This window comes from Bradyrhizobium sp. HKCCYLS1011 (assembly GCF_051167795.1).
GTDB lineage: Bacteria > Pseudomonadota > Alphaproteobacteria > Rhizobiales > Xanthobacteraceae > Bradyrhizobium.
The window spans coordinates 123,063-139,941 of the sequence record NZ_JBNPTT010000007.1 but is presented as its reverse complement, the minus strand read 5'-3'; the positions used below and the strand labels follow the sequence as shown (position 1 = coordinate 139,941).

At 64.3% G+C, this 16,879-nt stretch carries 17 protein-coding genes; 2 read left to right on the top strand and 15 right to left on the bottom strand.

The genetic code is table 11. The annotated features are described in order from the left end of the window. Window positions 1-18 precede the first annotated feature (18 nt). The 3 genes from ACQR1W_RS23880 to ACQR1W_RS23870 all read right to left on the bottom strand — a co-directional run bounded on the left by ACQR1W_RS23880 (window position 19) and on the right by ACQR1W_RS23870 (window position 3,190). A complete protein-coding gene (locus tag ACQR1W_RS23880) occupies window positions 19-1,740 on the bottom strand; it encodes a benzoate-CoA ligase family protein (protein WP_434853098.1) in 1,722 nt (573 codons plus the stop codon). 129 nt (window positions 1,741-1,869) lie between these two features. Further along, window positions 1,870-2,703: an alpha/beta hydrolase gene (locus ACQR1W_RS23875; RefSeq protein WP_434853097.1), complete on the bottom strand. Its 834-nt coding sequence runs from the start codon at window positions 2,701-2,703 to the stop codon at window positions 1,870-1,872. After that, window positions 2,696-3,190 carry a MarR family winged helix-turn-helix transcriptional regulator gene (locus tag ACQR1W_RS23870; RefSeq protein WP_434853096.1) on the bottom strand — a complete coding sequence of 165 codons (495 nt, stop codon included), beginning with the start codon at window positions 3,188-3,190 and terminating at the stop codon, window positions 2,696-2,698. The genes ACQR1W_RS23875 and ACQR1W_RS23870 overlap by 8 nt, the downstream gene beginning before the upstream one ends. Before the next feature lie 293 nt (window positions 3,191-3,483). Here ACQR1W_RS23870 and ACQR1W_RS23865 point away from each other — a divergent pair, with 293 nt between their 5' ends. Continuing rightward, complete coding sequence (locus ACQR1W_RS23865) at window positions 3,484-4,656, top strand: ABC transporter substrate-binding protein (protein ID WP_434853095.1); 1,173 nt, start codon at window positions 3,484-3,486, stop codon at window positions 4,654-4,656. Between the two features lie 29 nt (window positions 4,657-4,685). Then, window positions 4,686-5,141, top strand: a complete 456-nt coding sequence (locus ACQR1W_RS23860) for a cupin domain-containing protein (RefSeq protein WP_434853094.1) — start codon at window positions 4,686-4,688, stop codon at window positions 5,139-5,141. Between the two features lie 10 nt (window positions 5,142-5,151). Here ACQR1W_RS23860 and ACQR1W_RS23855 read toward each other — a convergent pair whose 3' ends face one another. The 12 genes from ACQR1W_RS23855 to ACQR1W_RS23800 form a co-directional block, all read right to left on the bottom strand. After that, window positions 5,152-6,399 carry a flavin-dependent oxidoreductase gene (locus tag ACQR1W_RS23855; protein ID WP_434853093.1) on the bottom strand — a complete coding sequence of 416 codons (1,248 nt, stop codon included), beginning with the start codon at window positions 6,397-6,399 and terminating at the stop codon, window positions 5,152-5,154. Between the two features lie 87 nt (window positions 6,400-6,486). Beyond that, on the bottom strand, window positions 6,487-7,323 hold the full coding sequence (locus tag ACQR1W_RS23850; protein ID WP_434853092.1) for an enoyl-CoA hydratase family protein: 837 nt from the start codon (window positions 7,321-7,323) through the stop codon (window positions 6,487-6,489). A gap of 33 nt (window positions 7,324-7,356) precedes the next feature. Beyond that, window positions 7,357-8,118: an SDR family NAD(P)-dependent oxidoreductase gene (locus ACQR1W_RS23845; protein ID WP_434853091.1), complete on the bottom strand. Its 762-nt coding sequence runs from the start codon at window positions 8,116-8,118 to the stop codon at window positions 7,357-7,359. Window positions 8,119-8,250: 132 nt separating this feature from the next. Continuing rightward, window positions 8,251-8,496, bottom strand: coding sequence for a hypothetical protein (locus ACQR1W_RS23840; protein WP_434853090.1), 246 nt, complete (start codon window positions 8,494-8,496; stop codon window positions 8,251-8,253). A gap of 108 nt (window positions 8,497-8,604) precedes the next feature. Beyond that, window positions 8,605-9,468 carry a sugar phosphate isomerase/epimerase family protein gene (locus ACQR1W_RS23835; protein ID WP_434853089.1) on the bottom strand — a complete coding sequence of 288 codons (864 nt, stop codon included), beginning with the start codon at window positions 9,466-9,468 and terminating at the stop codon, window positions 8,605-8,607. Continuing rightward, entirely contained in the window at window positions 9,468-10,661 is a 1,194-nt protein-coding gene (locus tag ACQR1W_RS23830; protein ID WP_434853088.1) for a dihydrodipicolinate synthase family protein, read from the bottom strand. Before ACQR1W_RS23830 ends, ACQR1W_RS23835 begins: the two co-directional genes overlap by 1 nt. Before the next feature lie 8 nt (window positions 10,662-10,669). Then, window positions 10,670-11,821 carry a Gfo/Idh/MocA family protein gene (locus ACQR1W_RS23825; protein WP_434853087.1) on the bottom strand — a complete coding sequence of 384 codons (1,152 nt, stop codon included), beginning with the start codon at window positions 11,819-11,821 and terminating at the stop codon, window positions 10,670-10,672. After that, window positions 11,818-13,221, bottom strand: a complete 1,404-nt coding sequence (locus ACQR1W_RS23820; RefSeq protein ID WP_434853086.1) for a hypothetical protein — start codon at window positions 13,219-13,221, stop codon at window positions 11,818-11,820. The genes ACQR1W_RS23825 and ACQR1W_RS23820 overlap by 4 nt, the downstream gene beginning before the upstream one ends. A 3-nt stretch (window positions 13,222-13,224) precedes the next feature. Continuing rightward, on the bottom strand, window positions 13,225-14,070 hold the full coding sequence (locus ACQR1W_RS23815; protein ID WP_434853085.1) for an ABC transporter ATP-binding protein: 846 nt from the start codon (window positions 14,068-14,070) through the stop codon (window positions 13,225-13,227). A gap of 15 nt (window positions 14,071-14,085) precedes the next feature. Further along, the gene (locus ACQR1W_RS23810; protein ID WP_434853084.1) at window positions 14,086-15,084 is read right to left on the bottom strand and encodes an ABC transporter substrate-binding protein; all 999 of its coding nucleotides are present in this window, start codon (window positions 15,082-15,084) and stop codon (window positions 14,086-14,088) included. Between the two features lie 84 nt (window positions 15,085-15,168). After that, complete coding sequence (locus tag ACQR1W_RS23805) at window positions 15,169-15,978, bottom strand: ABC transporter permease (protein WP_434853083.1); 810 nt, start codon at window positions 15,976-15,978, stop codon at window positions 15,169-15,171. A gap of 100 nt (window positions 15,979-16,078) precedes the next feature. Then, a complete protein-coding gene (locus ACQR1W_RS23800) occupies window positions 16,079-16,786 on the bottom strand; it encodes a TetR/AcrR family transcriptional regulator (protein WP_434853082.1) in 708 nt (235 codons plus the stop codon). Window positions 16,787-16,879 lie beyond the last annotated feature (93 nt).

Sequence of the window (16,879 nt, the reverse complement as noted above, 5' to 3'; positions counted from 1 at the left end):
CGTGTCTCCCTCGTCATCTCAAGCGGCCGCGCCGGACGCGGCCTGGTCTTGAGCGTGCTCTTGGGCCTGCGCTTGCGCCATCTGCCGCAGCGCGAAGCGCTTCAACTTGCCGGTCTCGGTCTTCGGCAACTGCGCGACGAACTCGATCGCCCGCGGATATTTGTACGGCGCGATCTCGCGTTTGACATGTTCCTGCAACTGAACGACCAGCGCGTCATCGCCGATCGCACCGGGCGCCAGCACGACGTAGGCCTTGACGATCATGCCACGGGCCTCGTCGGGCGCGCCGACCACACCGCATTCGGCGACGGCCGGATGGCTCAGCAGCGCTGCTTCGACATCGGGCCCGGCGATATTGTAACCGGCCGACACGATCATGTCGTCGGAGCGCGACTGGTACCAGAAGTAGCCATCGTCATCCATGACGTACGTGTCACCGGTGATGTTCCAGCCGTTGTGGACATATTTGCGCTGGCGCTCGTCGGCCAGATAGCGGCAGCCGGTCGGACCTCGCACCGCCAGCCGGCCCAACGTCCCCGGGGGCACGTCCCGCCCCTCCTCGTCGACGATCTTGGCCTCGTAGCCTGGCACCGGCTTGCCGGTCGCGCCAGGCCGGATCTCGTCCTCGGTCGCACTGATGAAGATGTGCAGCATTTCCGTGGAACCGATGCCGTCCATCAGCTTCAGGCCGGTCGCTTTTTGCCAGGCGTCAAAGGTCGCCTTCGGCAGGGCCTCGCCGGCCGAGACGCATTTGCGCAACGAGGAGATATTGCGCGTTCCGAGCTTGCCGAGCATGGCGCGGTAAGCGGTCGGCGCGGTGAAGCACACCGTTGCCTGATAGCGCTGGATGGCGGCAAGCAGATCGTCCGGGCTGGTCTTTTCCAGCACCACATAGGACGCGCCGATATGCATCGGGAACAGCACGCCGCCGAAGCCGAAGGTGAAGGCGAGCGGCGCGGAGCCGATGAAGCGGTCGTCCTGACGCGCGCGCAGCACGTTGCGCGCGTATCCGTCGCAGACCGCGAGCATGTCGCGGTGGAAATGCATGGTGCCTTTCGGGTCACCGGTCGTGCCCGAGGTGAAGGCGATCAGGCAGAGATCGTCGGAGGCAGTATCGGCGGCGGCAAACTCTGCACTCTGATCGGCGATCAGCGCCTCCAGTCCATCCGGTTGTGCCGCTCCCCAATAGATCACGCGCTGCAGCGCCGGCGCGATCTCTTTGGCCTTTTCCATTTCATCGGCCAGCTTGCCGTCGCACAGCGCCAGCGCGATCTGCGCTTTCTGGATCGGATAAGCCAGCTCCTTGGCGCGGAGCAGCGGCATGGTGGCGACCACGATGCCGCCAGCCTTGATGACCGCGAGATAAGTCGCAACCATCATCGGGTTGTTGGCGGAACGCAGCAGCACCCGGCCGCCGCTGACGAGGCCCAATTTGTTCACCAGCGCATTGGCGATCCTGTTCACCAGCGCCTGCAGCTCACCATAGCTGTAGCTGACGTCCGGGCTGATGATGCAGGTTGCGTCCCCGTGCCCCTCCTCGACCCAGCGGTCGAGGAAATGCGACACGCAGTTCAGTCGCGGCGGATATTGCAGCTCGGGACGCGTGAAGATGAAGTCCGGCCACAGCTCGCGCGCCGGCAGATGATCGCGCGCGAACGTATCGACATGGGCGGTTGTTGCCTTCGCACTCGTGCTCCCGGCAACGCTCTCTTGGACTTGAGCTTTGGCGGCACTGACCATCGCACGCTCCTCTCTCGCAAAGGACGCCCGGCACATTTCAATCCTCAATATTTTATACCTAAAATATCTGGACGCAAGAGCCGAAGATTGTGCAGTGCCCGCTCGTTCTTTGAGCTGTTGGTATTGGCGTCAGCAGCCGGCCAGCGCCTTCAGGCGCTGCACCATGGACGAGTTGGGGTCCGCCAGCGGTGCGATCGCCGTGAAATGATTGGCGTCCGGCACCGTGTCGAACCGGCTCGCGATGCCGGCTTCGCCCCAGCGCTCGACAATCGTGCGGCTCTGCCGCAGATATTCCGCGCTCTCCTTGGCACCGACCACGGCATCGAGGCTGCCGGTTGCCGGCGGCGTCCAGAACAGCGGGCTCGCTGCGCGTGCCGCGGACGCATCGAGCTGCAGGGCCTTGTTGATCGAGGTGCCGACCAGCGGCGCAAGCTCGTACAGGCCGGAGATGCCGTAGGCCGCGCGCACGAGATCCTTCGGCAGCGACGGATCGCGCGCCGGCCAATCGGTCGCCAGCATACAGGCAGCGAGATGCCCGCCGGCGGAGTGTCCGCTGACGACCAGCGGACGCCCGAGCCGCGCCAGTTCCTGCATCGCCGCGCGCATCTGTCGGATGATGGCGTCGATCGTCACCTGCGGGCACAGATCATAGGTCGGCACCGCAACATCGATCCCGTGCGCGTTCAGCCCCCGCGCGCAATGGCTGAAGGACGAACCGTCGAGCGCCTGCCAATAGCCGCCATGGACGAAAACGACCATCGCGCCGCTACCGCCAGCTTCGAACAGGTCGATCGTGTTGCGCGAGCCTGGGCCGTAAGCCAGCCGGCGCGGCGCGTGCTGCTCCCGGTAGCTGGCGGCGTCGCTCGCCCACCCTGCCATGATCTGCGGATTTTCCGGCACCCGGGCCCGGTTGTTGTATTCGACCTCGTAGTCGGTGGCCACTGCATCGCCCACGTCACGCATCCCGTCGCTGCACCGCGTTCTGCGCCGAGCCCTTGGCTTTGGCGAGCAGCCGCATCAGTTCGCGCAGGTCCCTCTCGGTCAGGTCGGCGAAAATATCGGCGATCCAGGTCTCGTGCTCGCCTGCCATCTTGCGAAACTCGGCGCGGCCGAGCTTGGTCAGCCGGATCACCTGGACCCGGCGATCGGTGTCCGAGGTGCGTCGGTCGAGGTGGCCCGACTCGACCAACCGCTCCACCAGCCCGGTCACATTGCCGTTCGATACCATCATGCGCTTCGACACATCCGACAGCGTCATGCCGTCCGGCGCCTTGTCGAGCTGCGCCATCAGGTCGAAGCGCGGCAGGGTCACGTCGAAACGCTCGCGCAGACGCGAGCGGATCTCACTCTCGATCAGATTGGTGCAGGTTAACAGCCGCAACCACAGCCGCAGCTCCTCGGCGTGGTCCTCGGGAGTTTCGACCGCCTTGGTTTCGGCATCAAGGGTCATGACAGCATCATCGGGGCGAGATCGGGAGTTGCGGGACGCAGAATCATTGTGGCCCCCGGCGCGTTCGCGGGGCAAGGGAAAACATGGCTTCGACATCGCCGCCGGCACTCATCTGCAATTCTTTTATGCTTCAAGCAATTGGCGCGCGGCTTGCATGCGCCGGCTCCGATCGCCTCCAGGCGCTGGGTCCTGCTTGCAGCAAAGGGCTGCATCGGACTAGGCTTGAGACGGCGGCATTTGTCCGGCCGAGTGCAACAGCACCGTGTCGAATGTCTTAATCCGGGGGAGTTGTCATGAAAGCGTTAGTCAAGCTGGCCAGCCTTGGCCTTGCCACCGCGCTCATCGCGCAGCCGGCCGCTGCGGCCGACAAGATCAAGATCGGCGTCATCGTGACCCTGTCCGGACCGGCCGCCGCCCTCGGCCAGCAGGTCCGCGACGGCTTCAACCTGGCGGTCAAGGATCTCGGCGGCAAGATGGGCGGCAAGGAGATCGAGGTTGTCGTCGCCGACGATGAGTTGAAGCCGGACGCCGCCATTACCAAAGCCAAGGGCCTGCTCGAGCGCGACAAGGTCGACTTCGTGGTCGGCCCGATCTTCTCCAACATGCTGCAGGCGATCCACCGCCCGGTAACCGAGAGCAAGACCTTTCTGATCAGCCCGAACGCCGGCCCCTCCAGCTATGCAGGCAAGGAGTGCAGCCCGTTCTTCTATGTCACCTCCTATCAGAACGACCAGGTGCACGAGATCCTCGGCAAGGTCGCGCAGGATCGCGGCTACAAGCGGGTTTATCTCCTGGTGCCGAACTATCAGGCGGGCCGCGACTCCGTTGCCGGTTTCAAGCTCGACTACAAGGGCGAGATCGTCGAGGAGTCCTACGTGCCGCTCAACACGCTCGACTTCCAGCCGGAGCTGTCCAAGATCTCGTCGCAGAAGCCCGATGCGGTCTTCACCTTCATGCCCGGCGGCATGGGCGTCAACCTCGTCAAGCAGTACAAGCAGGCCGGCCTCGCCGACAGCATCCCGGTGCTCTCGGCGTTCACGGTCGATGAATCCACCCTGCCGGCGCAGCAGGACGCCGCGGTCGGCATGTTCGGCGGCGCCAATTGGGCGCCCAACCTCGACAATCCCCAGAACAAGAAATTCGTGGCCGCTTACGAGGCCGCCTATAACAGCGTGCCCGGCACCTACGCGATGCAGGCCTATGACGCGGCAATGCTGATCGACAGCGCGGTGAAGGCGGTGGGCGGCGACCTCAGCAACAAGGATGCGGTCGGGGCCGCGCTGAAGAAGGCGGACTTCACATCGCTGCGCGGCAGCTTCAAGTTCAACACCAACGGCTATCCGATCCAGGACTTCTATCTCACCAAGGTCGCAAAGCGGCCGGACGGAAAATTCCAGACCGAGATCGTGCAGAAGGTGTTCGAGACCTACGGCGACCGCTACGCCAAGGACTGCCCAGCCAAGTAATTGAGCAAGCAACAGAGGGAGCAAAACGCATGAGCCATCCGGAAATCGCCGGCATCACCCGAGCCAATGAAGGCATCCAGGGCATCAGCTGGAGCATCCTGGGCCAGACCTATGTGCCGAAGAGCCGCACCGAGCACAGTTTTTCCTGGCACGCGACCTTCCCGACCGGCACCTTCGTGCCGCCGCACATTCATCCCGACCAGGACGAGTATCTTTACATCCTGGAAGGCCGGCTCGACTTCATGCTCGACGGCGCCGACGAATATGCCACCGCGGGCGACACGGTGCGGCTGCCGATGGGCAAGCCGCATGGCATCTTCAACAAATCAGGCCAGACCGCGAAGACCCTGTTCTGGGTGTCGCCGACGCGCCGGCTCTACGACTTGTTCTGGGCCATCCACAACATGCGCGAGCAGAACCCGGACGATGTCGTCAAGCTCGCGGCCGAGCACAACATCCACTTCCTGCCGCCCCCGCCTCAATAACTAGAGGGGATCACGAGGCTTGCCGCGTCACCATGCGCGCGGCAAACCCGGCCCGTGCTGCGTAGCCACGCACGATCGCCTCGCGGGCCTCGTAGTTGAGGATGGTGTTGATATCGGTGAAGCCCTGCGGCGCAAGTTGCTCGACCGCATCGATCACACCTTCCGGGCCGCCGCGGCGGTTGGAGGCAACGATGTCGGCGGTCATCGGCAGCCGCTTCTGCTCATAGGCCATCAGCGCCTGGCGCGGATGTTCGGCACGCACCAGCGCATCGGCCAGCGCGCGGGCATCGAGAATGGCCTGGGAGGCGCCGTTCGATCCGACCGGATACATCGGGTGCGCGGCGTCGCCGAGCAGCGTGACCCGGCCATTGGTCCAATAAGGCAGCGGATCGCGGTCGCAGCAGGGGTATTCCCAGAACTCCGGCGTGGCGCGGACCAGTGCGCCGAAATCGACCTGGGGAATATGGAAGCCCGCGACATGCGGCATCAACTCGTCGGCGCGACCGAGCCGCGACCAATCTTCGCGCCGCGGCGGCGGCGTGTTGGCGTCGCCGACGCGGACCAACACGGCCCAGTTGGTGAGCCGGGTCGCGGGGCTCGATCCCTCCGCGATCGGGTAGATCACGGCCTTGGCGTTGAGCCCGCCGGCGATGATCATCGATTGGCCGGTCAGGAACACCGGCCAGTCGGTCGCACCGCGCCACAGCATCAGGCCATTCCAGCACGGCGGGCCTTCATTCGGGAACAGCGACTGCCGCACCTTGGAATGGATGCCGTCCGCGCCGATCAGGATGTCGCCGCGGGTAGTGCGCACATGGGCGCCGGAGCGGTCGAAGAAATAGGCGGTCACGCCGCCCTCGTCCTGGGTGAAGGCGCCGAGCCGGCAGCCGGTGTGGACTTTCTCCGGCCCCAGCCGCTCCAGCACGGCCTGGTGGATCACACTCTGCAGCCGCCCGCGATGGACCGAGAATTGCGGCACGTCGTGGCCGGCATCGAGCCCACGCTTTTCGTGCCAGACCTCCTGGCCGTGACGGGTCAAATAGAACAGCTCGTAGGTGCGGATCGCGGCCTGGTCGAGCCGGTCCAGCAGGCCGAGCTGGGCGAGCTCACGAATGGCATGGGGCAGCGTGTTGATCCCGACGCCCAGTTCGCGGACCGCGTCCACCTGCTCGAACAGCTCGCAATCGATGCCGCGCGCCCGCAACATCAGGGCCGTCGTCAGTCCGCCGATACCGCCGCCAACGATGATTGCCTTCATCGCACTCTACTCCATCAGCGCAAGACGTCTCAGCCGCCAGCGTGGCACGGTTATTTACCGCCCCGCAAGCGGCTTCGTTCGACCTCGTTAATTGCCCTGAAACACCGGCTTGGTCTTGGCGGCGAAGGCTTCGAAGGCGCGCTTGAAATCCTCTGTTGTCATGCACAACGCCTGGGCAACAGCCTCCGCCTCGATCGCCTCCTCCACCGACATCGCCCATTCCATCGCCAGCATGCGCTTGGTCATCGTGTTGGCAAAGGTCGGACCTTGCGCGATCTCGCGCGCCAGCGCTTCCCCCTGCGCAAGTACCTCGTTCGGCGCGACGATGCGGCTGAAAAAGCCCCAGCGCTCGCCCTCCTCTGCGCTCATGAAGCGCCCGGTATAGAGCAGCTCGGAGGCGCGCGACTGGCCGATGATGCGCGGCAGGATCGCGCAGGCGCCCATGTCGCAGCCGGCGAGCCCGACCTTGTTGAACAGGAAGGCGACCTTGGCGCCGGCAGCGGCGAGCCTGATGTCGGACGCCATCGCCACGATCGCGCCGGCGCCGGCGCAAATGCCTTCGACCGCCGCCACGATCGGCTGCGGACAGGCCCGCATCGCCTTGACCAGATCGCCGGTCATGCGGGTGAAGGCGGTCAGCCCCTTGGTGTCCATCTGCACCAGCGGCCCAATGATCTCGAACACGTCACCGCCGGACGAGAAATTGCCGCCGGCGCCGGTGACCACGATGGCCTTCACGGCATCATCGAAGGCGCAGGCGCGGAAAAAGTCGGTCAGCTCGCGATAGCTTTCGAAGGTCAGCGGATTCTTCCGCTCGGGCCGGTTGAGCGTCACGGTCGCGACCCGCTCCGTTACGGTCAGCAGGAAATGGCTCGGCGTGTAATTCGCCAGCGGCACCGTGACGGGATTGGCCGGTCTGCTCATCGAAATTCCCCTCTGCTCATATCCTCTTCCGCCTCAGATCTCGCCGCCCGCCACCGCAATCGCCTGGCCGGTGATCGCGCCCGCTCCCGTGCCGCACAGCCACAGCACAGTGTCAGCGACCTCCTGCGGCGTAACGAGACGCCCTTGCGGATTGTGCCTTGCGAGCTCGGTCGCCGCCTGCTCGCGGCTGCGTCCGGTCTTCTTCATGATGGTTTCGATGCTGCCGGCCACCAGATCGGTGTCGGTGAACCCCGGACAGACCGCGTTGACGGTCACCCCCGTCGCCGCGAGCTCCAGCGCCAGCGATCGCGTCAGTCCGACCACAGCGTGCTTCGCGGCCGTATAGGCGCTGACATAAGGATAGCCCTTCAGCCCAGCCGTCGAAGCAACCGCAACGATGCGGCCGTAGGGCCTGTCCTTCATCGTCGGCAGCACGGCCTGGATCGCATGCACCACGCCCATGAAGTTGACGTCGATCATGCGGCGAAACAGCGTCGCATCGGACTTCACGAAGGGGGCGGATTCCGCGCTGCCGGCATTCGCGATCAAGATGTCGATCGGCTGCCGCCCCGCGGCGCTCGCGACTGCTGCGCTCAGCGCCGCCGGATCGGCGACATCGGCAACGGCCGCATGATCGGCGCATCCGGCCGCAATCGCCTCATCCAGCGCGGCAGCACTGCGTCCGATGATCGTGACGGTGGCGCCGGCCGTTTTCAAGACGCGCGCGATCTCGCGGCCGATGCCGCGGCCGCCGCCGGTCACCAGCGCGTGGGACGAACCAGGCAACCCCGACATGCGCGCGCCTCCTCGCATCTGCGAACAGTTCGAGGTGGACGATATTTTAATCTTAAAGTATTTGCAACATGGCTCCTGCGCGACCGCGAGGTCATTCGCGGCGTTGCCGAAGGCGCGGCATGGACGCAGCGCCTAGCCGGTCTTGCGGCGTCCGGTGCGCGGATTGAGCGGATCGCGCCGCTCCCGCAGCAATCCCTCCGGCAGCACCGGCTCGGTGCCCGGCAAGGGGTCTGCGCGCACGTCGGCGCCCCACTGCTCGCGCTGGCGCGGTGTGGTGGTGTCCTTGACCTGCTGGGCCTGCGGCAAACCATCCTTGTTGATGGGATCGTAGGCGCCAGAGCGGATGTCGCGGGTGTCTTTGGAGATGCCTGTCGTCATGCACAGCTAACGAGGGCGGCCGGCGGATCGTTCCCGAGAACGGCGATCCGGAGAGACGCCAGTATAGCGGTTCCCATTGCGGTCGACCGCGTCCGCCCGAACGGAAACTCAGACGATGGTCTTGTGTCGTTCGATGCAGACCTGCAGCACCTCGTCCAACGGCCTTCCCCACCACTCGTTGGAGAAGATTTCGATCTCGGAATAGCCGGCGTAGCCTTGCTCCTCGACCGCCCGCCGCACCGATCTGATGTCGATCACGCCGTCGCCCATCATGCCGCGGTCGTTGAGGATGTCCCTGGTCGGAACCAGCCAGTCGCAGACGTGGAAAGCCAGGATGCGGTCCCTGCCCGCGCGTGCGATCTCACCCATCAGCTCCGGGTCCCACCAGATGTGATAGACGTCAAGCGCTACGCCGAGCACGCCGGTACGCTCAGGATCAAGTCGGTCGCAGATGTCGAGCGCCTGCTTCGTCGTGTTCACGCAGGCGCGGTCGGCGGCATAGGCCGGATGGAGCGGCTCGATCGCGAGCGGCAGCCCGGCCTGTTTGGCGTAGTCGAGCATCTCGGCAATGGCGTCCTCGACCTGGGTGCGCGCAGCTGCGATATCCTTCGAAGCCGTGCTACCCGGCCTGGAATATTGCGGCAGGCCGCCGACGACCAGCACGATGCAGGGCGCACCGAGCGCGTGGGCCTCGTCGACCGCGCGACGGTTGTCGTCACGCACCTCGCCGCGCCGCGCGGCATCCGAGGTGAACATGCCGCCGCGGCAGTAGCCGGACAGTTCGAGCCCGGCATCGCGGACGGCGCGGACGGCGCGATCGAGCCCGACTGCAGCGACCTGGTCGCGCCAGGGATCGATGGCGCGAATGCCGTGCCGCGCACACGCATCGATGATCTCGATGAGATCGCCCTGCTTGCGAACCGTCGCCGTATTCAGCGACAGCCAGCGATGATCGAAGGAGAAGTCCCGCATCACGGCTCGACACCGCGCACCGCGAGCAAGGTCTTCATGCGGCGCGTCGCCATCTCCGGATCGGCGAGCAGCCCGGCCTTGTCGGCGAGCCGGAACAGCCCGGCGAGATGCAATGTGGAGCGCGCGCTTTCCTGGCCGCCGATCATGGTGAAATGATCCTGATGACCATTCAGATAAGCCATGAACACGATGCCGGTCTTGTAGAAGCGGGTCGGCGCCTTGAAGATATGCCGCGACAGCGGCACCGTCGGCCCGAGCACTTCGTGGAACGCGGCTTCGTCGCCGGCTGCAAGGCGCGACAATGCATAGGATGCGGCCGGTGCGATCGCATCGAAAATGCCCAACAGCGCATGCGAATGGCCCTGCGCGTCGCCCGCGATCAGTTCGGCGTAGTTGAAGTCGTCGCCGGTGTACATCTTCACCCGTTGGTCCAGCCGGCGGCGCATGTCGATCTCGCGCTGCTTGTCGAGCAGCGAGATCTTCACGCCATCGATCTTCGCCGCATTGGCGTTGATGATCGCGACGGCTGTGTCCATCGCCATGTCGAGATCGGCCGTTCCCCAATAGCCGGTCAGCGCAGGATCGAACATGTCGCCGAGCCAGTGGATGATCACGGGCTCGCGCACCTGCGACAAGATGCGGTCGTACACATCAGCATAATCGTCGGCGCTGCGGCCAAGCTTGGCAAGCGCGCGCGAGGCCATGAGGATGATGCGGCCGCCGACCTTTTCGATTGCCGCGATCTGCGCTTCATAGGCCCTCACGACATCGTCCAGCGTCTTGGCCTGGTCGAGCGCGAGGTGATCCGTTCCAGCGCCCGAAAAGACCAGCGCATTGCCGCGGTGCTTGCTCGCCGCGACCGAGCGCGAGATCAGATCCAGCGACGTCGGCCAATCGAGGCCCATGCCGCGCTGCGCGGTGTCCATCGCCTCGGCAACGCCAAGGCCGAGATCCCAGATGTGCTCGCGGAAGGCGATGGTCCTGTCCCAGTCGACCGCTGCCGACAGCCAGGGATCGCACTCCGCAAGCGGATCGGCCACCACATGCACGGCCGAGAAAGCAACGCGGTTCAATGGACCTTGCAGCTTCTCCGGAAAACTCCGCGGCGCCGTCAGGCGGTAAGTCTCCAACGAACGATCTGCCTGGGGCAGCTTGAGCGACAACGACGACATCGGCGCGACGGGCTTGTTCATGATCGGCCTCACAGCGTGATTGGTGCCACGTCAATCCAGCGCCGCTCTTTCCAGCTCCTCAGGGCGCATTCCGCGAGCTGCACACCCTTTGCTCCCTCAAGCAGAGTGTACTTGTACGGCGCGTCTTCGCAGACATGGCGGATGAACATCTCCCACTGCTCCTTGAAGCCGTTGTCGTAGGCCACGTTCTCCGGCAGCTTCTGCCAGTCCGCATAGAAATCGTGCAGGCGCTTCTCATCGGGATTCCACACCGGGCGCGGGGTCGCCTGCCGGGCCTGAATCATGCAGTCTGTCAGGCCGGCGACGGCCGAGCCCAGCGTGCCGTCGACCTGGAAGGTGACGAGGTCGTCGCGATAGACGCGCGTCGCCCAGGACATGTTGATGTGGGCGATGACGCCGCCCTTGAGCGTGAAGGTTGCGTAGGCCGAATCGTCGGCGGTGGCGCGGTACTTCGTTCCCCGCTCGTCGTAGCGCTCGGGGATATCGGTATTGCCGATGCACATGACGCTCTCGACCTCACCGAAGAGATTGTCCAGCACGTAACGCCAGTGGCAGACCATATCGAGGATGATCCCGCCGCCATCTTCGCTGCGGTAGTTCCAGGACGGACGCTGCGCCTCCTGCCAGCCGCCCTCGAACACCCAATAGCCGAACTCGCCGCGCACCGAGAGCATGCGGCCGAAAAAGCCGGAGTCGCGCAGGAAGGCGAGCTTCTTCAAGCCCGGCAGGAACAGCTTGTCCTGCACGGTGCCGTGCTTCACGCCTCTGGCATTGGCGAGCCGCACGACGTCGATCGCCTGCTCCAAGCTGGTCGCGATCGGCTTTTCACAATAGACGTGCTTGCCCGCTTCGATCGCGCGCCTGAGCAGCGAGGGTCGAGCCTGCGTGGTCGCCGCATCGAAGAACAATGTGTCGTCCTTGGCGGCGAGCGCCGCGTCGAGATCGGTGGTCCAGCGCTGGATGTCGAATTGTCGCGCAAGACCTTCGACCTTCTCGGCATTGCGCCCGACCAGAATCGGATCCGGCATGACGCGGTCACCATTGGCCAGCTTCACGCCTCCTTGGTTGCGAATGGCGACGATGGAGCGGATCAGATGCTGGTTCAGCCCCATGCGGCCGGTGACGCCGTTGATGATCAGACCGAGGCGCTGTGTGGTCATGCGAGGTGCTCCTTGGGAGTCTTGGGTGCTGCTTGCTGAAGCGGTGGCAGCGAGGACCAGTCCGGGTGCACCGAACTGGCGAACCCCGCTCCATGAAGGGATTCGGTGAGGAGATCGCCATCATGGATGGCCAGACGCACGCCGGCGGGCTGCGTCCTATAGAGGTCCGGATGCGCGACGGCGAAGGCTTCGGCCTCGCGCTGCGGCGTCCGGCCGAAACCGTCGACGTAGTGATGGCCGTTGCGCTCGGCGTGGTGCAGGCCGAGCAAGGCGCCGAGCGCGAGGTCCTGCTGCAAGGCCAATCCCGGCTGGCAGGTCAGGTCCTCCCCGGTGAGGAAGAACCTGCCGCCTTCCGCGTTCCACTTGGCTGCGCGGGTGGCGTTGAGGATCGATTTGTAGATCCCCTTACACGATTTGGAAGAGACCCCGCGATAGCCGAGCCGGCACGCGAACGGGAAGGCGTCATAGCTGTCGTCCGCCTCGTCGATGATGAAGTCCCTGTCTGCGAGGATTCCCAGCGGCGATTGCCGCGTCAGGTCGCGCGGCAGCGGCTGCTCGATGTAGAGCAGCTTGGCCGAGATCGGCGCCAAAGTGCTGTCCCTATCGAGCCGGTCGACCAGAGCTCCAAGCGCGGTCAGCTCGGCATACTGCTCGTTCGCGTCGAGGGTGACCATGTAGTTGTGAGAAAGCGTTGCCAGCTCCCGTCCGATGCGGCGCAGGCGCCAGACATCGGCTTCGAGATCGCCAGACAGCTTCAGCTTGAAATAGCGTGCCGCAGCGTTCTCGTGCGGGTCGGCGACGCCGCCCTCTCCCTCGATGCGGTCATCGAGCCCGACCGTATGTCTGATCGCAACGCGCGCAAGCGGCTTGCGCGTGGTCAGAAAATCCGCGACCTCGGCATCGCTCAGATCGGGCGTGAGCCGCGCAGTGATGCCGGCGATATTCCCCGCCATGCCGCGGAAAAAATCCGTATCTGCCACGCGAAGCACCGCGTCCAGCACTGCCTTGTCGATTTCCGCGGGACCATAGGCCGCCGCAAGCGGCGGAATGTCCTCCTGCGCACAGGCCGACAGCTGCGCAGCGATGCGGGCGGCATGCAACCCGAACGCGCTGTCAAAGCTCGGCTGCGCCAGATAAAGCTCGCGCGCGATCGCAAGCGAACGACGCAGATTCGCTATTGTTTGTTCGGGTGAAAGCTGCGGCCGCTTGTCGAACCATTTCGGCACCAGCAACTCTGCGGCGGCACCGACCGAGCGCGTTCCACCCTCGGCCTCGATCTCCACCCGCACGAACAGCTGCGGCGTCGCCTCGACCGTGACTGCGCCGAAGCGGAACGGCCGGGCGAAGCGCACCGGGCGTTCGAACAGGGCGATGTCGCGCAGGCGGAAACGGAGCGCCATGGTTCAGTCCAGCGCCCCTTGCGTGAAAAAATGCTTGCGAATGCGCTGCACCAGCTCGATGAACACCGGATCCGCCATTGCGTCGAGCGAACGCGGACGCGGCAGCGGCACATCATAGATCGCGGCAATCGCGCCCGGTCGCTCGGTCATCACCATCACCCGATCGGCCAGGAATACGGCCTCCGGAATCGAATGCGTGATCAAGAGCACGGTCTTGCCGGTCTCACGCTGGATGGTCATCAGCTCGAGATTCATGCGCTCGCGCGTCAACGCATCCAGCGCTCCGAACGGCTCGTCCATCAGCATGATCTTGGGATCGTGGACCAGCGCACGGCAGATCGATGCGCGCTGCTGCATGCCGCCGGACAACTGCCAGGGCAGCTTCTTCTCGAACCCTTCGAGGCCGACCAGCTTCAGCAGGTCTTTGGCGCGCGACAGATATCTGTCACGCGGCAGATGCTTCATGTCGATGGGCAGCATCACGTTGGAGAGGATATTGCGCCAGGGCAACAGCAGCGCGTTCTGGAACACGATGCCGACATTGCCGTGCGGCTTCGTCACCTTGTTTCCGCCGACGGTAATCTCGCCGGTGGTCGGCGGCAGCAGGCCGGAGATCAGCTTGAGCAGCGTGGATTTGCCGCAACCGGACGGACCGACCACGACGAAGAATTCGCCCTCATTGATGCGGAAATCGAGCGGCCGCAGCGACGGCACATCGCCGTCGCGCGTATGATAGGTCTTGGACACGCCCGTGAGCGTGATTTCCGGAGCTCCGGTCTCGGCGCGATCGCTCACGAGGCGCAGATGCGCTGGTGGCTGAAGGTCGGTCGGTCTCATCGCCGGGGTCATGTCAGAGCGCCACGCTTACGAATCGCCCTTGGGCAGATACTCGTTGGTGTAGAACGCCTTCGGATTGTCCTTGGCCTTGGCATCCAGCCCGCCATATTCGACCATCAGGTTGACGCTATCCGTCATGTTCTGATCGGTGACCTGGAACGGGCGCTTGCTCTTGGTTTCCGGTGTCCGATACAGCGGGATCGTCAGCTCGAACCCTTGTGTCAGGGTGTCGATCTTGCCGCCCTTGGGATTGGCGTTGAGGATCGACTGTGCCGCCGCCTTGGGATCCTTTTCGGCGGCCTCCACGGCCTTGGTGGTGGCAGCCATGAAGCGGCGCACCAGGTCCTGATGCGATTTGACGTAGTCGGAGTTGGCGATGATGCCGGAGGAGACGAGATTGACGCCATAGTCGGCGAACTTGATCGGATAAACGTCCTTGCCGGTGGCGTCCTTGATCTTCATCGACTGGTCCATCACGTAGCCAAGCAGCACGTCGGCCTGACCGTTGATGACGGCGTTGAGCTTGGTCTGGCCGTCGCCCGCGACCGTCTGAAAATCGCTTTCCTTGAGCCCGGTCTTCTTCAGGAACAGCGGCCAGATCTGCGTCATCGAATCCGCCGGCGTAATCGCGACAGTCTTGCCCTTGAGGTCCTCGGGCTTGCGGATGTTCTTGTCCACAAAGCCCATCACCGACATCGGGCTCGTCTGCAGCAGCACGCCCGTTGCGACCACCGGCGCACCCTTGACCGCGGCGCGCATCATGGTCGGGACATCGACGTAACCGAAATCAGCGGTCTTGGCCGCGACGGCCTGCGTGGTCGCGGCCGAGCCGCGGCCCTCCTGGATTTCGAGGTCGATGCCCTCGGCGGCATAGATGCCCTTGGCCTTGCCGTAATAGAACGGCGCATGCTCGCCATAGACGTACCAGTTCAGCATCAGCACCACCTTGTCGGCGGCCCGGGCCGGCGCGACCGCGAGCCCAATGACGGCGAACACGACCGCAACGCCTGAAATCCAGCGCATCATCTCTCTCCCTGTTCGTTTTTGTTCGTGCTATTTTTTGTTATAGTTGTTCGCTTTACTTCGCCCGCGCCGCCGCGGCCGGTCGTTCTACGATGTGAAGACGATGTCCTCCCGGTGGCTGACGTGCCAGGGAATGATCAACCGCTCGATCCGATCAACAATCCAGAACAGCACGACGCCGAGCAGCGCCAGGATCACGAGCGCGGCAAACATGGTCGGCAGATCGAAGGTGCCGATCGAGCGCTGCATGACGTAACCGATGCCGGAGTTGGAGCCGACGAACTCGCCGACGACAGCGCCGACCACGGCCAGCGTGACCGAGACCTTCAGGCCGGAGAAGATCGCCGGAAGCGCGTGGGGCAGGTTGACCGCGCGAAACACCTGGAAACGGCTCCCCTGCATCGCGCGCGCCAGATCAACCATGTCGGGATCGACGGATTTGAATCCCTGTACTGCGGATACGACCACGGGAAAGAAGCCGAGCAGGAACGCCGAGATGACCTTCGGAACGATGCCAAAGCCGAACCAGACGACAAACAGCGGCGCAATGGCGATTTTCGGAACGGACTGCGAGAACACAAGAAGCGGATAGACGTAGCTTTCGACCGTCTTCGAGCCCGCGATCAGCATGGCCACGGGGATTCCGAACAAGGCCGACAGGAGGAAGCCGCACACCGTCGCGTAGGTGGTGGGCCAGGACTGCCGCAGCAGTTCCGGCCAGTCGCTGCGCAGCACGGCGACAACGTCCGCCGGCGCAGGGATCTGGTAGGCGGGGATCTTGAACAGGCGAATGGAGAGATCCCAGATCGCGACAATGAAGATCAGGAACAGGAGCGGCCTGATCCAGGCTACGTTCAGAGCTCTAGCGAAGATCGGCGGCGCCTTCGGCTCGGCCACGTTTCACTCCACTTCTTGTTCTTTTCTTCTCCGTAATTAACCCGTTGGATAAATACTGTCCAGCGCCTTTTCCGCCACTCCGAACCAGGGTGGAACCTGCTTAGATCGACTGGTGGAGCGGCGCGCGAGGCCGCCGGGCCCGGGGAACATCGAACAGCGCGGCCGAGCGGCCGGTCAGGGCCGCCAGCACCAGCCCAACCATGTGGGCCAGCCGCTCGTCCTTTGCCGCTTGTGACAACAGATCGCGGCCAAAGATCACGCTAAGGGTTGCGCTGTTGGACAGATAGAAGAAGCTGAGCGCGGCGATCGAGATGTAGAGCTGGACCGGATCGAGCTCCGCTTTGAAATCGCCGCTCTTGACCCCGCGTCTCACCACCGTCCGGATCATCTCCACGAAGGGAGAATGCATGGACTTCACCTTGGTCGAGCGCTTGAGGTGCTTCGCGCGCGCCAAGTTCTCGGTCTGCAGCAGCGCCAGGAATTCCGGATTGCGCAGGAAGTAATTCCAGGTGAACTCAATCAGCCGCCTGATCGCCTCGGGCGGCGCGAGATGTTCGAGATCGAGGCCCCGCTCCTCGCTCCGGATCTTCTCGTAGGCGCCTTCCAGGACTGCGAGATAGAGTTCGTCCTTCTTGCCCACATGGTAATACAGCATGCGCTTGTTGGCGCCGGCCTTGGCGGCGATGCGATCGACCCGCGCGCCTGCCAGACCATGGGCCGCAAACTCCTGCTTTGCGGCCTCCAAAATGCGCAGCCGCATCCCCTCTGGGTCGCGCTGCCACTTCAGATTCCGCTTTGCCGTTGCCAATGCCGTCGCCCGCCGTGAGGCAAATGATGTAGCACGGCGATAAAGGCAGATGAAAGCCTCAGGGCAGCTCGGCTTTGCCGCCTGAACGTCGGC

What these genes read in the sequence shown, in the direction of transcription:
- ACQR1W_RS23880 (WP_434853098.1), bottom strand. Translation starts at nt 1,740, where the DNA reads ATGGTCAGTGCCGCCAAAGCTCAAGTCCAAGAGAGCGTTGCCGGGAGC.
- ACQR1W_RS23875 (WP_434853097.1), bottom strand. Translation starts at nt 2,703, where the DNA reads ATGCGTGACGTGGGCGATGCAGTGGCCACCGACTACGAGGTCGAATAC.
- ACQR1W_RS23870 (WP_434853096.1), bottom strand. Translation starts at nt 3,190, where the DNA reads ATGACCCTTGATGCCGAAACCAAGGCGGTCGAAACTCCCGAGGACCAC.
- ACQR1W_RS23865 (WP_434853095.1), top strand. Translation starts at nt 3,484, where the DNA reads ATGAAAGCGTTAGTCAAGCTGGCCAGCCTTGGCCTTGCCACCGCGCTC.
- ACQR1W_RS23860 (WP_434853094.1), top strand. Translation starts at nt 4,686, where the DNA reads ATGAGCCATCCGGAAATCGCCGGCATCACCCGAGCCAATGAAGGCATC.
- ACQR1W_RS23855 (WP_434853093.1), bottom strand. Translation starts at nt 6,399, where the DNA reads ATGAAGGCAATCATCGTTGGCGGCGGTATCGGCGGACTGACGACGGCC.
- ACQR1W_RS23850 (WP_434853092.1), bottom strand. Translation starts at nt 7,323, where the DNA reads ATGAGCAGACCGGCCAATCCCGTCACGGTGCCGCTGGCGAATTACACG.
- ACQR1W_RS23845 (WP_434853091.1), bottom strand. Translation starts at nt 8,118, where the DNA reads ATGTCGGGGTTGCCTGGTTCGTCCCACGCGCTGGTGACCGGCGGCGGC.
- ACQR1W_RS23840 (WP_434853090.1), bottom strand. Translation starts at nt 8,496, where the DNA reads ATGACGACAGGCATCTCCAAAGACACCCGCGACATCCGCTCTGGCGCC.
- ACQR1W_RS23835 (WP_434853089.1), bottom strand. Translation starts at nt 9,468, where the DNA reads ATGCGGGACTTCTCCTTCGATCATCGCTGGCTGTCGCTGAATACGGCG.
- ACQR1W_RS23830 (WP_434853088.1), bottom strand. Translation starts at nt 10,661, where the DNA reads ATGAACAAGCCCGTCGCGCCGATGTCGTCGTTGTCGCTCAAGCTGCCC.
- ACQR1W_RS23825 (WP_434853087.1), bottom strand. Translation starts at nt 11,821, where the DNA reads ATGACCACACAGCGCCTCGGTCTGATCATCAACGGCGTCACCGGCCGC.
- ACQR1W_RS23820 (WP_434853086.1), bottom strand. Translation starts at nt 13,221, where the DNA reads ATGGCGCTCCGTTTCCGCCTGCGCGACATCGCCCTGTTCGAACGCCCG.
- ACQR1W_RS23815 (WP_434853085.1), bottom strand. Translation starts at nt 14,070, where the DNA reads ATGACCCCGGCGATGAGACCGACCGACCTTCAGCCACCAGCGCATCTG.
- ACQR1W_RS23810 (WP_434853084.1), bottom strand. Translation starts at nt 15,084, where the DNA reads ATGATGCGCTGGATTTCAGGCGTTGCGGTCGTGTTCGCCGTCATTGGG.